We start from the raw sequence: 13,367 nt of genomic DNA, 5'->3' as shown, positions 1-13,367 counted from the left end.
TGGTCACGAAAATCACGGGCATCATTTTAGAAAAAGGCCGCGATGTCGAGTTCGTTGATGTTGGCGATATCGTTTCAGTACCGTTTAACATTGCTTGTGGCCGATGCCGCAACTGTAAATCAGGCATGACTGGTATCTGCCTGAACGTAAACCCTGCTCGTCCAGGTGCGGCATACGGTTATGTTGATATGGGCGGCTGGGTTGGCGGCCAATCTGAATACGTAATGATACCGTACGCTGACTTTAACTTGCTTAAGTTCCCAGATCCGGATCAGGCACGAGAGAAAATTAAGGATTTAACACTTCTTTCTGACATCTTCCCAACGGGCTTCCATGGCTGTGTAACTGCAGGTGTTGGTCCTGGTTCTACCGTTTATATCGCTGGTGCAGGTCCTGTGGGTCTGGCAGCAGCAGTATCGGCTCAACTACTTGGCGCAGCTTGTGTCATCGTTGGAGACATGATCCCAGATCGTCTAGAGCAAGCACGTAGTTTTGGTTGCGAAACCATTGACCTACGCGAAGACGGCAGCATGGAAGACAAAATTGAAGCCATTCTGAATGAGCGTGAAGTTGATTGTTTTGTTGACTGTGTTGGTTTCGAAGCGCACGGATGTGGCTGTGGTGGTCACACTCAAGAAGCACCAGCAACAGTACTGAACTCTGCGATGCAAGTAACGCGTGCCGGTGGTTCGATTGGTATTCCTGGTCTTTACGTTACAGACGATCCGGGTGCGAAAGACGAAGCTGCGAAAGAAGGTGCACTGAGCATGCGCTTTGGTCTTGGCTGGGCGAAATCACATTCTTTCCATACTGGCCAATGCCCGGTAATGAAATATCACCGTGGTCTGATGCAATCTATTTTGTTCGACAAAGTGAAAATTGCTGACGCCGTAAACGTACAAATGATCTCACTCGATCAAGCACCTCAAGGTTATGCCGACTTTGATGGTGGTGCAGCTAAGAAATTTGTTATTGACCCGCACGGTGAATTTAGCAAGTAATACTATTTCAGAAAATGCCTAATTTTTAGGGGATTGGTTATTAAATTAACCAAAATCAACGATAATAACTGCGATCGTTAATGTGGGTTCGACTCCCCCTATCGCGGGCTGAATTCCAGCCCGCTTTTTTATATCTAGCAATTTATTACCATTGCTCTTTTTATACTTTTTATTTTTAAACTTAAGACACCACATACAAATAAAGATAAATTCGTATTAGATTAATTGAATAAAGTAGCAACCAGAACTGTATTCATCTTATTTATTAATTAATTAACCACTGTTTAATAACTTTTATCTCAGAGCTATACAGCCAAAAAAACTAACTATCTGTCCCATTTTTAGAGCATACATTTTATTGTATCGCCTAATTAAATATTGATAATATCAGCCATACTAAACCAGAAAGTCATTACTTAGGTGTATTCATGGATCTTGCAAGTAGACTGGAACTACTACTCGAAGTTTCTAAACAGGGCTCTTTCGCAAATGCTGCGGACGCGCGTGGCATCGATCGCTCGGTATTATCCAAACAGATAAGAAAACTAGAAGAGTCGCTTGGTCTCAGGCTACTTAATCGCTCTACACGCTCACTGTCGCTTACTCCCGCAGGTGAAGAAATAGTAAAGCAAGCCCAGCAAGTTAGCGACGCTTTAGAAAAGACTCGTCAACTTGCGGATACGTTCAGTGATACGCCTAAGGGCCATCTTAGAATATCTTGCCCATCACTCTTTGGCCGGAAGTACGTAAAGGAAAGTGTGGTCGCTTTCCTCAAAAAGTACCCGCAAGTCAGTGTCGAAGTCATCCTCAATGATAGGAGAGTCGATCTTATTGGAGAACGTTATGATGTTGTATTTCGAGTCGGTTCTCCCGTAGACTCAAACTTAGTGGCGAAAAAACTGGCAAATCATCAGCTGCTATTACTTGCATCAAAAGACTTTATCGCTGAATACGGCTACCCTGAAACACCTCAAGAACTCGCAGCGTTACCCGCTGTCATTTATTCCAACGGCTCATACCAAATGAATAAAGTGCAATTATCGTCAATGAAAGATGAAGAAGCACATCCCGTCACCGTTACGGCTCAAGGTCGCTACCATGTCAATGAGGTGGAGTTATTAATGGATGGTGTGCAATCGGGGCTAGGCTATGCCATCGTGGGCCAATTGATGCTCACGCAGAGTATCGAAGAGATGCAGCTGGTTAGATTATTACCTGATTATGAAATCTCTTATACCGGTGGTTTGTACGCCTTGTATCCACACCGCAATCAGCCTCCGCTGGTCAAACTGTTTATTGAAACGGTACAAAATACGATTGGAAGCCCACCGATATGGGAGAGTTACATGACGTAAACTAAACAACATTTATATTTTGATAAATATTCAATTTACGTCAGTATCAGATTTGTTGGCATTTATTATTGGGGGAGTATTATGTCCCCCAATACAATTAAGATAATATTTTAGATGTGGATGTTTGACTAAATAAGCCATAACTTAGTCATGTAGTCTCATTGCGTTGAAGTGGTAATCCACATTTAGAACTGCTCGATATTGAATGTCATCACGAGCGTAAGCCACTTCTTTAATAATCACTTTACTGTCATCGATGTTGATATTATTTACATTAGTGTAGCCAAATAATCCAAATTCACGTCGTAACTCTGATTTAGACATTGATTTTAATGAGTCTGACAAATCAAAGCCTGCATTGAGTGCTTGCTCTCTGCTTTGATAAGTACCTGCATCCATATTTGTATGTTCTGTAATTGTAATATTTGAAGCAAATACTGATGAAGCCATAAGTAGACCAGAAGTTAGTACGAATAATTTTTTCATAATAAAACCCTTTAATTTATTAATTAATATTGATAGGAACCTATCTCGTTTTGTTGGGTTTATTATTCATGTTTGAACTGGGAAGATAAAGGGAGGTTTCAGAATTTCACTATGGGCAAAATGGCACTAATAAACCGTATGGCTAGCGCTACTGGATGTGTAGATTACACCCGAAAACTGACTTGGCATTATGATTGGGATCAAAAGACAGACACTTACCCTTGGGTCTAATTTCACCTCTTATAATCCAACAGCACTCTGGGTTAGGCACTTTGCTGTTAAAGTTAACACTAATTGAGAAATAAACTGATGCCGCTGGGGATCCTGCCTGGTTAAACATTGACATGTTGTTCTATCAGAGAAGATTGCTATGCTAACTAAATGTAACAAAATACAAATAAAGTACTACGTAGTGAAAAGAGGCAGTTCTGCTAATCATCCATAAGAGTTAATGGATTGGACTTGCTCGCTACGATTGACATTTAATAGCAGGAGCAACAATGACATTCCGGAAGTCAGTTTCATCTTTCTCTCCACATATTCAGTACACAGCACTAGCGCTATTCGCCGCGCTGGTCTTTATAGCCGTCAACGTCTTATTCCGGCCTATTTTCCCCATCGACGAAACCCGTTATGTCTCTGTCGCGTGGGAAATGTGGTTCAACAATAGCTGGCTAGTGCCACACCTCAATGGATTACCATACGATCACAAGCCACCGTTAATGTTCTGGTTATTCAGCGTCGTTTGGTCCTTATTTGGCACATCAGAAGCCGTGACTCGAATGGTAGTACCAGGTTTTGCTTTAATTAACCTTTATCTTGTGGGAAAACTGGCAGAGAAGGTTTATCCGGAGTCACCACAAACAAAGTGGTTGTCACCTCTCATTCTGATCAGCTTCCTTGGATGGTTCCTGTATTCCGGCATGATCATGTTCGATTTAATACTCGCTGTATTCCTCCAACTTGCCGTGTTGAGTTTTTGGCGATACACCGAAACAGAACGTGATTCATGGTCATATTTAAGTGGTGTGTGCCTTGGGCTCGGAATGCTGACTAAGGGACCGGTCATCTTCGTTTATTTTATTCCTTTTCTGCTGTTAGCCCATCTTTGGCACCCTTCACCCGCATCCATTAACAAAGCGTTTTTCAAAGCCGTTATCAAAACTGTGGGGATTGCAGTTGGTGTAGTCTTACTCTGGGCAGTACCAGCGGCAATATCCGGAGGAGAAGAATACGCAAAGGCCATTTTCTGGGGCCAATCTGCCGGGAGGGTACAAGACTCTTTTGCACATGCACGACCTTTTTACTGGTATATTGCGCTGTTACCCGCATTACTTTTCCCGTGGCTTTTCCTTATTAGTTTTTGGCGCGCCCGTCCATGGATTTGGGTCGGACGACGAGACACCTTCTGTTTCTCGTTGTTTGTATTTGTTGTGGGAATATTCAGTTGTTTCAGCGGAAAGCAGATTCACTATTTACTTCCGGTTTTCCCTTTTATTGCTATTTGGATCGCGAAGCGATTAGATCCACAAAAGATGAAAACAGAACCAGCCATCGTAGGAATAATTGCACTAATTACGCTAGCAATTTTCAGTGCCCCGCTGTGGATTGAAAAAGCATTTCGCAGCACAGAAGTCACTGCTGTGTATTGGTTTTGGGGGCTGTTACCCGCGCTGTTGATCGCGTTGCTGTTATGGAAGAAGAACCTTCCTGTAGATCGTCTTGCGCTTAATATCGGAGCGTTGCTACTGAGCTTATCCGCCTTAATGGCCAGTCTGTCACCAGTATTCAACAACGTTTATGATGTAACAGAGACAGGTCGTCAAATCCATCAGTTGCAATCTCAAGGACACAGCGTTTCGTACGTTGGCAAATATCACAACACCTTTGGTTTCGCCGGAAAACTGGAAAAACCGCTAAATTTAATTCCGTCATCACAACCAGAGAGAAACGCATTTTTAACTACGCAGCCGGGCTATACCATTTGGGTTCAACGTAACAAAACACAGCCTTTGGAAACCCATGCCATTTACATGACTCCCTACCGTGGCAGGTGGCTGTTTATTGTCGACAATCAAGTACTGGCGAACCTTCTTGCACCAAGTGGCACTAGTGAAGCAGCGGAAAAGTAGCCGCTTTATCTAAATTAAAACAGTCATCAAAAACCGATCTCGTCGATGAGTGTTCGCAAACGAGCCCTAACTAAACTGTGACAACCGGACAGTTGTCATTTCCATTGTTTATTCGAATATATAAATTAAAGATCTGAAGTATAAACACAAACTTCTCGCGCCTTTCCCTGCATACGATTAATGCGATTTTCAATATAGGTAAAGCCGAGTTTTTTGATCACTGACTTGGAACGTTCATTGCCCAAAAGGTGCATGACATGTAACTTGCTCAACCCAAGATTCGATTTACTAAAGGTGATTATTGCCTTCGATGCTTCAGTCGCATAACCGCGCCCCCAATAAGGTACTCCCAGCCAATAACCTAAGGTGCCCACACCATTATCAATTCCTAGAAAACTCACCGCGCCAATCAGCTCACCGCTCTCTTTTAAAGTAATGGCATAGACGATACCTTTACCTCTATCAAAGAGTGGCTCATGAGTATTAATCCACAACTCCGCATCGGAAAGCGAATAAGGATGAGGGATGTTCGCTGTCATGTCCGCAATAACCTTGTCACCAGCCAGAAGCGCGACACGCTTGGCATCCGATAAAGTAAAGGGTCTGAGTATCAACCTATCCGTTTCTACATTTTGCTGCATAAATTCCTTTATGTTCCTAGCGCAAGTTAGGTGAGAAAAATTTAAGTTCTCTCTGCATAATCACTTTTGAGTGTTAAAAAAGCTAAATAAATCAGTCCTAACGGGGGGATCAATGCTAAAAGAACACCGACTAACGCAGAAATCATTGGAGTACTGGTTTTACGCCGACCCAAGTAGTAGCTCAAAAGTAAGCTGATCACCAAATAGACAGAAGCACCTTGAAGCAGTAATGTCGCGTCTATATTCATTGCAATCTCCTTTGCATATAACGCCTGTTCAAAAATAATGGTGCCTTCTATACCAATATGCAACAAAGTAACAATGAATTTTGTCAATAATGAGGCTATAAAACGTTTTACGTTAGTTAGCTGCTGTAATCACTATAACCAGATCCCTTAAATCAATTTTAAAAAATCATGTTGCTATCGTAACAGTTGGAAGTTTGGGGCAAACGTCGATCCTTAGAAACGTTACAAGTAACGAAGTATACTGCTGTGCTCAATGGCTAAACTCAATCTAGTGGCGTTATCGATGACTAACGCCACTTTAGCCCTTAACCATCACTTCTTCATCATCTTCGCTAAATCAGCAAATGGATTGTATGTTGCGCCTTGGTGTTCATCTTCACCAGGTTTTATTTCGCTGCCGTAACGTTCATGCTCTAGATACTTACTATGTTCATGATCGTGGCAATAGAGACACAACAACTCCCAGTTGCTACCGTCTTCCGGGTTATTCGTGTGGTCATGATCCTTGTGATGAACCGTTAATTCACGCAGATTTGAATACACAAACTCTCGAGCACACCTTCCGCATACCCAAGGATAGAGCTTCAGTGCTTTCTCGCGATAACCGGCTTCTTTACGTGCATAACTGGCACTGGTTCCGTAATAATCTGATGCCATACGTATAACCTCACGTGTGATTTAAAATAAGATGCTAGCCCGAACACAAAGTTCCTGTACTCGGGCTAAATATCATGTTCTATATAATACTTTTACCACATGCCAGCCAAATTTAGTTTTTACTAAATGCGGTGTTAGCACTTCACCTGAAAAACAAACTTTGTCGAACTGAGGCACCATTTGTCCACGACGAAACTCACCAAGATCACCACCGCGTTTTCCAGACGGGCAAGTCGAGTATTTCTTTGCCAGTGTCTGAAACTTAGCCCCTTTTTTAAGTTGCTTGATGATGTCTTCTGCTTGTTCTTTGTGTTTCACAAGAATATGCAATGCGGCTGCTGTATTTGCCATCTGTTTATCTCTCGCTGTTCTGTTAGCGCAAGTTTACCGAATACACCCAAGCACGCCAAACATTTCTCTCACCTCGCCTACAAGGGAAGCTCTATTTGTGTTTTGTTAACATGACCTGAGCGGAATTTAAGCATTCTCACATCTGCAAAGCTAATAGAATGAATGAAAACTTAACTTTTCGGTGTAGGGCTGTTGATGCCGCCGGTTTATCCGATTAGATTAGAGGTAATCATTTGGTATTTATAAGGTTATTTCATGGCAAAAGTCGTTAGCAAAGCGAATCAATCTCAGGGGATGTTAGTATTCAAGCTTACCCTGCAACAATACTTCGCGATAGGCACTCTTAAAGTCCGTGAAATTGTTCCGTACATGCCGACCACGAAGATCCCGTACTCCCACCAGCACGTAATCGGCACAGTGACGATTCGCAACCTAACCGTGCCTGTGATTGATATGTCCGTAGCCGTCGGGTTCCGGCCGATTCAGGAAGAAGAGTACCAAAGCTGTTACTTGATTGTGACCGACTGCCTGCGAACCGTTGTTGCCTTTATGGTTCGAAGTATTGAAAAAATCATTGATTGTGACTGGAAATCCATAGAGTCACCACCAGAGAGCGCTGGTCAAAATATTTTTGTCACGGGCATTACTCAGTATGAAAACAAAATGGTTCAAATGCTGGATGTTGAATTGCTATTGTCCAAGATCTATCCGCAATATGAGCATTCAAAAATTCCAATGCTGACTGACGTAGAACGTGAACGTTTAAAAGCTCTTAATATTCTACTCGTTGACGATTCTTCGATTGCACGTAAGCAACTTAGTGATGCATTAGACAGCATTAACATCCCGTACCAAATCAGCAAAAATGGCGCGGAAGCGTTGCAATTCATGAGAGATCAAGCCGCACTACATAGCCCAATTGATTTGTTAGTCAGCGACATTGAAATGCCGGGACTGGATGGTTACGAGCTGGCGTTCGAAGTACAAAATGACTCGGCACTTAACCACTCGTACCGTATTTTGCACACTTCTCTTTCAAGTGAAATCTGTGTTGATCGCGCCCATCAAGTGGGTGCACACGAGGCTCTGGTAAAGTTTAACGCTGGTGAGTTAATTGAAGCCATGCTGAGAGGGGCGAAGGAGATTGAAGCTACAGCTATGGCTTCATAACTTCGCAGGCAGAGAGGGGGAGATCGAGAAACGCCTCCCCCAAATGGTTTTACTCAACCCAATAAATCTCTAAATTTTTTGATGTCCTTTCTCTAAGTGGATAAAGTCCACAAGATCATCGCCAGAAACCTCATACGCCTGGCCGAAGCCTTTCACAAACAAGCCTTTTTCTGCTTTTAGGTTGAACAAAACGAAATCTTCCAGGTTGCTCAAACCATCAATAATATCTCCGAAACGTGCTTTCATCTGAGCAACAATTTGTTGCCAAAGCTCGGTGTCACGTTCCACAACGATTGCTACCGCATCAAACGTCAGGCGCTTACGGGCAAAAATTTGACCAGCAGAGCCTTCATCTTCGATCATCATTAGGGAGACGTTAGGATTTTCTAGTAAGTTGCGTGCATGGCGAGCAAGCTGTGAAATAAGAACAAAGTAACCTTGCTGGTTTTGTACAAACGGGGCGTAACTGACGTTAGGTCGGCCTTCAGCATCAACCGTAGCTAGCTGTAGTGTTTGGCGCTCCTGACGAAACGCTTTGATCTCCGGCCCCAGACGGCCTTGCAGGCGCTCTTGTTTCACTTGTTGATTCATTTTAATTCCTGAGGTTCTCTACCACTGTGATTGGTATTATAGCCTCGCATTGCTGGCTCTGTGGCTAGGAGCTCTTAATACAAAGGCGTTGGGGCCAAAACATAAAGCCCCACTAGTTGCTAGCAGGGCTTTGTTAATTCAGTATCGGTTATTTGCTCATTTGAATCAGAGAACGACCAATCAACCATTCAAGTTCTTTGTCACTGCCATCCCCAAATTGGCTACCGACCATTTTATACAAGCGATCAATACCATTTGTAGCAAATTCATGGGCGTTTTCTGTGGCTACGATGTGATGGAACAGGAGTTTTAAAATAGCTACAAATTCAGCATTTTCCAGTGCTGTCATCCAGCTATCCGAAAACGTAGCCAAACCTTTATCAAACCTTAAGTGCTCGACAAACATTTTAAAGATGCGAGCATCAAGTGCTGCAGTAAAATCCGTTTTTTTAGGGAAGTGATGGCTAATACCTGTACGTGATACACCCGTCTGCTGACTCAGCGTTGTGTACGACATTCTGTCGTAACCAAGTCTAAGCAATTGGTCAACGACGGCATCCATGATCTTCTGGATAGTTATTTCAGTATCTTCTTTACTACGCTTTGGCATATTTTAAGCTCTTCTTTATTAAATCCATCTAACTCACAACTCAACGAGGCCAGAGTGAAATCATCCTCAGTTTTATTACTGTGCTTCCTAATCTAAACGCGGATCTCTGTCATAGCGATAAAGTACTGCGCAATCATCAACATGCCAGGGAATGCTCATCAATGTTTACCATACGCACCCTAGATGAAAAGATAACGACATCAAGGTGTTGCACGAGACTATCCATCAAAGCCACTCAGGAGTTAAGAATGATAATCATGTAGAATTATTCACTCAATAAATACTCTTATAAATTGTTCTTCAGTTCAACTGACCAAACATAAAACTCGTTCGTAGCTAGTGTAATTACTCTTAAATATTGATATATATCACATTAGGCATACCCTTCCTCCGTCTTATCGAGCGTTATTCCCTTTAATCTGTGTGCTTTTTTATGCAGATTCATTCATTTTTGTAGATAGAGATCAAATACCTGCTAGAATACCCTTAGTTTTTACAAGAGGATTCGTTATGAGCATCGAATTAGAAGGAAACCAAGTCTGCGAAGCATGTGGCTGTGCGGGTGAAATTGGCTTTGTCATTAAAGAAGGCGACGAAGTTGCCGACGTAACGATTTTCGCAGAGTCTAAAGCGGCATTAGAGTCTGAAATAGCTGCCTACATTGAACTAGCTAAATCAGTATGTGCTAACGTTGAATATAATGTCAGTGAAATCACAGAAGAGTCTAAAGAAGCATCAGCCCGCTTCAAGTTCGAAGTCAGTGCAGAAAAGCTGATCTTTGAATTAAAAACTCGTTCATTAGCGCGTTAATCCTATTCCAAAGCGAGCACTCTGCTCGCTTTCTACTTACTTCCATTTAAGTGTTACTTTCCTTCAAGTGTTAACACTTGGAATAGCCGTATTTAGCGCTTTGAGATATGCTTGGCGGGTTTTATATCCAGCAAAGTCATCAGCCATGCGTTTCATCCTACTTATTATTGCACTGGTAACATTCAACACACCTTCAGTGGCGTACGAACTGGATTACTACACCAAGCTTGCTTACCTAGACAACTATGGCAACCTAGATCTACGCTACAAACCCTTTACTCAATTACCATCTGATTTGTCGATTAACGGCAACCTGAACATTTCCCAAACGTCTATCACTCGGCTACCGAATGGTCTCAATGTCGGTGGCAGTTTAGAAGCAACAAACAGCGCACTTAAAACCGTCAGGCCTGGTACCAGCATAAAAGGCTATGCCAACTTATTAGGTAGCCAAGTTGAAAACTGGCCAAAAGGCGTAAAACTCGGCGGATATTTAAACCTTACTGACACTCCACTAAGAAAGCTTCCTGCAAGACTTCGTGTCTATGGTGATTTAAGTGTAATCCGCACACCATTAACGGCTTTGCCTAATGGCTTAATCATCGATGGAAATCTTTACATTGGTGGCTCGGCACTCAAAGCGTTTCCTGACACCATGACTGTAAAAGGAAATATCTTTCTGGGTGGGAATCAAATCACTAAATGGCCAAGTAACCTGACCTTAGGCGGCGCTGTCGCACCATAGCAACAGATATAAAAAACCCCGGGACAGAGCCCGAGGTATTTTGATTCAAAAATAAACCAATCAATCTACTCTTGATTGTTTACCGGGTTAGCATAGCTCGCAACAAGGAAAGGACGCGCGCCTTCTGGCAACTCTTCAAGCTTTTCCGTCAACTGACGTTTTACCTTTTCAGGCACTTCTGAATCATCACGACCAGCAGCGAGCAAATTCATTGGATAGAGTCGGTAGTTGTTGTGAATTTGACGGTCGATTTCAGCAGCAAGAGACTCTGGAGTTTCAAATTCTTGCTCAATCACATCGCCAAACGCCACATGAATGCGACCTTTGTAACCGATAATACCTTGAATGATACTTTCAATATCTTCAAATTCACCTTTCTCATAGCGGCCACTTTCTGCTTTAGCAAATAACTCTTTCGCCTTCGCAAGGTCACAAGGGTCATTCTCGTAAGAGATAGAAACAGGCACGATTTTCAAAGAGCGAGTGTACTCTCCAAAGCTGATCTTTTGCTTACGGCCTTCAACATGAAACATTTTAAGAATAGCTGGATCAGTGAAGTCGTTGCCGTCTTTTGCTCGGCCTTCCTTCTGCGCGATCCAAATAGAGTTGCCCGTGTCGAGAGAATGCTTGATGTAGCTCGACAGCTGTCCTAACGCTTTCATCATTTCGCGCGGTGCTTTTGCTGAACGCTTAACAATAAAGCTCTTGTTCAAGCGCATCAGTTCCGTCGTACACGGCTTCTTGAGGAGGTTATCACCAATAGCAATGCGGACAGTGCGGTGGTCAGTTTGGTGTAAGCCGTAGTTGACTAACGCAGGGTCCATCGCGATATCACGGTGGTTAGAAATGAATAGATAAGAGGTATTTTTGTCCAGTTTATCTAAACCAGAGAAAGTGACGCCATCCGTTGTCTTATCAAGCATATCTTCAAGATACTTTTTCACTTCGATCTGGATCGCTTCTACGGAGTCAAGCTTACTCCACTTTGCTTTTAGGTAAAGGCGAACAATCGGACTCATAAGAGTTTTAAACCATCCTGCTTTATTGGCAAAACGGTGATCAAGAATCGCGGTGATAAATTCATCATCTTGGATTAGACGATCCAGCGCTGCTGGAATTTCTTCGTCATTATAAGGACGAATTTCAATATAAGGGTCGGTATTGGCAGTCATTATTCGTTACATATCTAAAAAAGCTGGCACATTTTACGCGTAGTTTTACTGTATAGCAGCATTTCAGCTCATACTTTTCTCATGGTCATACCAGTTCACCTAACAAAAGTATGGCTAAAAATTTTTTTTAACCGGTTGGAATCCTATAGGTTTAGCGTTACGCTTAGCGCCCAAAAATCACTGGTAATAATAATGAACTACGCAATTGAATTTCACGACGCTAATTACCCTTTTCTTAATGTTACTGCACGCAAAAAAGCGCTAAAGCACAGTTTATTATCTGTGATTGAAGGATTAGTGATCATTAAATTGGGTAAGCAGGAGTATGCCATTGAACCGGGTCAGATTTTTTGGATTCCTCAGGGATGTTTGAGCTCCCTCACCTTTTTACCTAACACTCGTGTGCATCGTTGTGATTTTTCTGTGCGGTTGAGTGATGATTTTCCTCAGCAAGCGGGCTTCATTACACCATCAGTTCTACTCAAAGCATTACTCGACAAACTGTCGACCGTAGAGTCCCGTTCGGATATCGAGCTAGATTTACTTGCACTAGTAAAACACGAAGTGGTTACGATTTCTCCCGCCCTTTCTAGCTCAGGTTTAAGCAAAGTCATCAATCAGTGGAAGCCAGGGGGTGACGTACGTATTTCAAGAGAGCTATGTCTGGTGCTCACGCTGAGAGAAGCAAGAAAGATGAAATTATCAGGGAAAAAAGATGCTGATATTGTTGAAACACTTTTTGCAGGAAATAGCGAAGAGTATGAGCAACTTTGTTTCTTGGTCTTTGGCGAGCCTTTATAACTGCTAACGAAAGTAGCTAATTACTAAAATAGCCCCCACACTAAGCAACCCTGTGCTCAAAAAACCAAAAAAGCGTACATCATTTGATGTACGCTTTTTTTAATTATTCAGAATGGCAATTCAATTTGCATCATCCAGTCAGCGTCATAGTATTCGTGCCAACGATAATCCAAACGCATTCTGGGCTCACCATCGCCCTTATCACCAAAACCGATACTAAACATCAGACCGTGATTGCGAATCCACTCTTCCGTCGTCATGTCACTTTCTTCGTCTAGAAGGTCTTCAGGCATCCAGATACCAAGACCAAAGTAGTTCTTCTCTAGGTTTTGAGTAAGGATAGGTGTCTCATTCGGCGTAAACGCCCACTCTTCCCAATAATTTTTCGTGGGTCCATCCAGTTCGATTTCTGGTGCATACCAATTCAACGAGTCAGTACTTAACACACCTACGCTGTCAAAAAGTTCTTCACAAATAGGCATGGTATTGTCAGCAAAAACGACTGATCGATCAGAAAAATAGTTACATGCTACACTTGCTTGCGAATACACAAGCAGCGCGCACGTACTAAATACGGCTAATCTGACCATGAACATT

The 13,367-nt window shown here is 42.6% G+C and carries 16 protein-coding genes; 7 read left to right on the top strand and 9 right to left on the bottom strand.

Annotated features, from left to right (window positions below; all coding sequences use genetic code 11):
* Together L9Q40_RS20180 and L9Q40_RS20175 are read left to right on the top strand one after the other, a co-directional pair.
* Window positions 1-1,001 (top strand): zinc-binding dehydrogenase (locus tag L9Q40_RS20180; protein ID WP_498794363.1); only part of this gene is annotated, 1,001 nt, incomplete at its 5' end.
* A 428-nt stretch (window positions 1,002-1,429) separates the two neighbouring features.
* Window positions 1,430-2,356, top strand: a complete 927-nt coding sequence (locus L9Q40_RS20175; RefSeq protein WP_014234727.1) for a LysR family transcriptional regulator — start codon at window positions 1,430-1,432, stop codon at window positions 2,354-2,356.
* 144 nt (window positions 2,357-2,500) lie between these two features.
* On the opposite strand, the gene L9Q40_RS20170 is transcribed toward L9Q40_RS20175, so the two are convergent.
* On the bottom strand, window positions 2,501-2,842 hold the full coding sequence (locus L9Q40_RS20170; RefSeq protein WP_014234728.1) for a DUF3316 domain-containing protein: 342 nt from the start codon (window positions 2,840-2,842) through the stop codon (window positions 2,501-2,503).
* 500 nt (window positions 2,843-3,342) lie between these two features.
* On the opposite strand from L9Q40_RS20170, the gene L9Q40_RS20165 reads away from it, so the two are divergent.
* Window positions 3,343-4,974 carry an ArnT family glycosyltransferase gene (locus tag L9Q40_RS20165; protein WP_498794361.1) on the top strand — a complete coding sequence of 544 codons (1,632 nt, stop codon included), beginning with the start codon at window positions 3,343-3,345 and terminating at the stop codon, window positions 4,972-4,974.
* A 125-nt stretch (window positions 4,975-5,099) separates the two neighbouring features.
* Here L9Q40_RS20165 and L9Q40_RS20160 read toward each other — a convergent pair whose 3' ends face one another.
* From L9Q40_RS20160 to ppiC, 4 genes are all read right to left on the bottom strand, one after another.
* A complete protein-coding gene (locus L9Q40_RS20160) occupies window positions 5,100-5,615 on the bottom strand; it encodes a GNAT family N-acetyltransferase (RefSeq protein WP_498794359.1) in 516 nt (171 codons plus the stop codon).
* Between the two features lie 41 nt (window positions 5,616-5,656).
* Window positions 5,657-5,863, bottom strand: a complete 207-nt coding sequence (locus L9Q40_RS20155; protein ID WP_014234731.1) for a hypothetical protein — start codon at window positions 5,861-5,863, stop codon at window positions 5,657-5,659.
* Between the two features lie 312 nt (window positions 5,864-6,175).
* Entirely contained in the window at window positions 6,176-6,520 is a 345-nt protein-coding gene (locus L9Q40_RS20150; RefSeq protein WP_014234732.1) for a YajD family HNH nuclease, read from the bottom strand.
* Between the two features lie 72 nt (window positions 6,521-6,592).
* Entirely contained in the window at window positions 6,593-6,871 is a 279-nt protein-coding gene (gene ppiC / locus L9Q40_RS20145) for a peptidylprolyl isomerase PpiC (protein ID WP_005375342.1), read from the bottom strand.
* Between the two features lie 255 nt (window positions 6,872-7,126).
* Here ppiC and L9Q40_RS20140 point away from each other — a divergent pair, with 255 nt between their 5' ends.
* Window positions 7,127-8,041 carry a chemotaxis protein gene (locus tag L9Q40_RS20140; protein ID WP_498794352.1) on the top strand — a complete coding sequence of 305 codons (915 nt, stop codon included), beginning with the start codon at window positions 7,127-7,129 and terminating at the stop codon, window positions 8,039-8,041.
* 69 nt (window positions 8,042-8,110) lie between these two features.
* Here L9Q40_RS20140 and hutZ read toward each other — a convergent pair whose 3' ends face one another.
* Both hutZ and L9Q40_RS20130 read right to left on the bottom strand, forming a co-directional pair.
* Window positions 8,111-8,632 (bottom strand): heme utilization protein HutZ, encoded by a 522-nt coding sequence (gene hutZ / locus L9Q40_RS20135; RefSeq protein ID WP_422834958.1) that lies wholly within the window; start codon window positions 8,630-8,632, stop codon window positions 8,111-8,113.
* A gap of 148 nt (window positions 8,633-8,780) precedes the next feature.
* Window positions 8,781-9,242 (bottom strand): TetR family transcriptional regulator, encoded by a 462-nt coding sequence (locus L9Q40_RS20130; RefSeq protein ID WP_014234735.1) that lies wholly within the window; start codon window positions 9,240-9,242, stop codon window positions 8,781-8,783.
* A 510-nt stretch (window positions 9,243-9,752) separates the two neighbouring features.
* Here L9Q40_RS20130 and L9Q40_RS20125 point away from each other — a divergent pair.
* Window positions 9,753-10,052, top strand: coding sequence for a DUF406 family protein (locus tag L9Q40_RS20125; protein WP_014234736.1), 300 nt, complete (start codon window positions 9,753-9,755; stop codon window positions 10,050-10,052).
* Window positions 10,053-10,197: 145 nt separating this feature from the next.
* A complete protein-coding gene (locus tag L9Q40_RS20120) occupies window positions 10,198-10,797 on the top strand; it encodes a hypothetical protein (protein WP_498794350.1) in 600 nt (199 codons plus the stop codon).
* Window positions 10,798-10,862: 65 nt separating this feature from the next.
* Here the strand turns inward: L9Q40_RS20120 and L9Q40_RS20115 are convergent, their stop codons facing one another.
* The gene (locus L9Q40_RS20115; protein ID WP_409389259.1) at window positions 10,863-11,969 is read right to left on the bottom strand and encodes a 1-acyl-sn-glycerol-3-phosphate acyltransferase; all 1,107 of its coding nucleotides are present in this window, start codon (window positions 11,967-11,969) and stop codon (window positions 10,863-10,865) included.
* Between the two features lie 192 nt (window positions 11,970-12,161).
* On the opposite strand from L9Q40_RS20115, the gene L9Q40_RS20110 reads away from it, so the two are divergent.
* A complete protein-coding gene (locus tag L9Q40_RS20110; protein WP_498794348.1) occupies window positions 12,162-12,770 on the top strand; it encodes an AraC family ligand binding domain-containing protein in 609 nt (202 codons plus the stop codon).
* 107 nt (window positions 12,771-12,877) lie between these two features.
* On the opposite strand, the gene L9Q40_RS20105 is transcribed toward L9Q40_RS20110, so the two are convergent.
* Window positions 12,878-13,360 carry a hypothetical protein gene (locus L9Q40_RS20105; protein WP_014234740.1) on the bottom strand — a complete coding sequence of 161 codons (483 nt, stop codon included), beginning with the start codon at window positions 13,358-13,360 and terminating at the stop codon, window positions 12,878-12,880.
* Window positions 13,361-13,367: the final 7 nt, after the last annotated feature.

Source organism: Allocatenococcus thiocycli (genome assembly GCF_921292965.1).
GTDB lineage: Bacteria > Pseudomonadota > Gammaproteobacteria > Enterobacterales > Vibrionaceae > Vibrio > Vibrio natriegens.
Note: the sequence above shows the minus strand (reverse complement) of the source record. Positions and strands in the feature narration are given on the sequence as shown.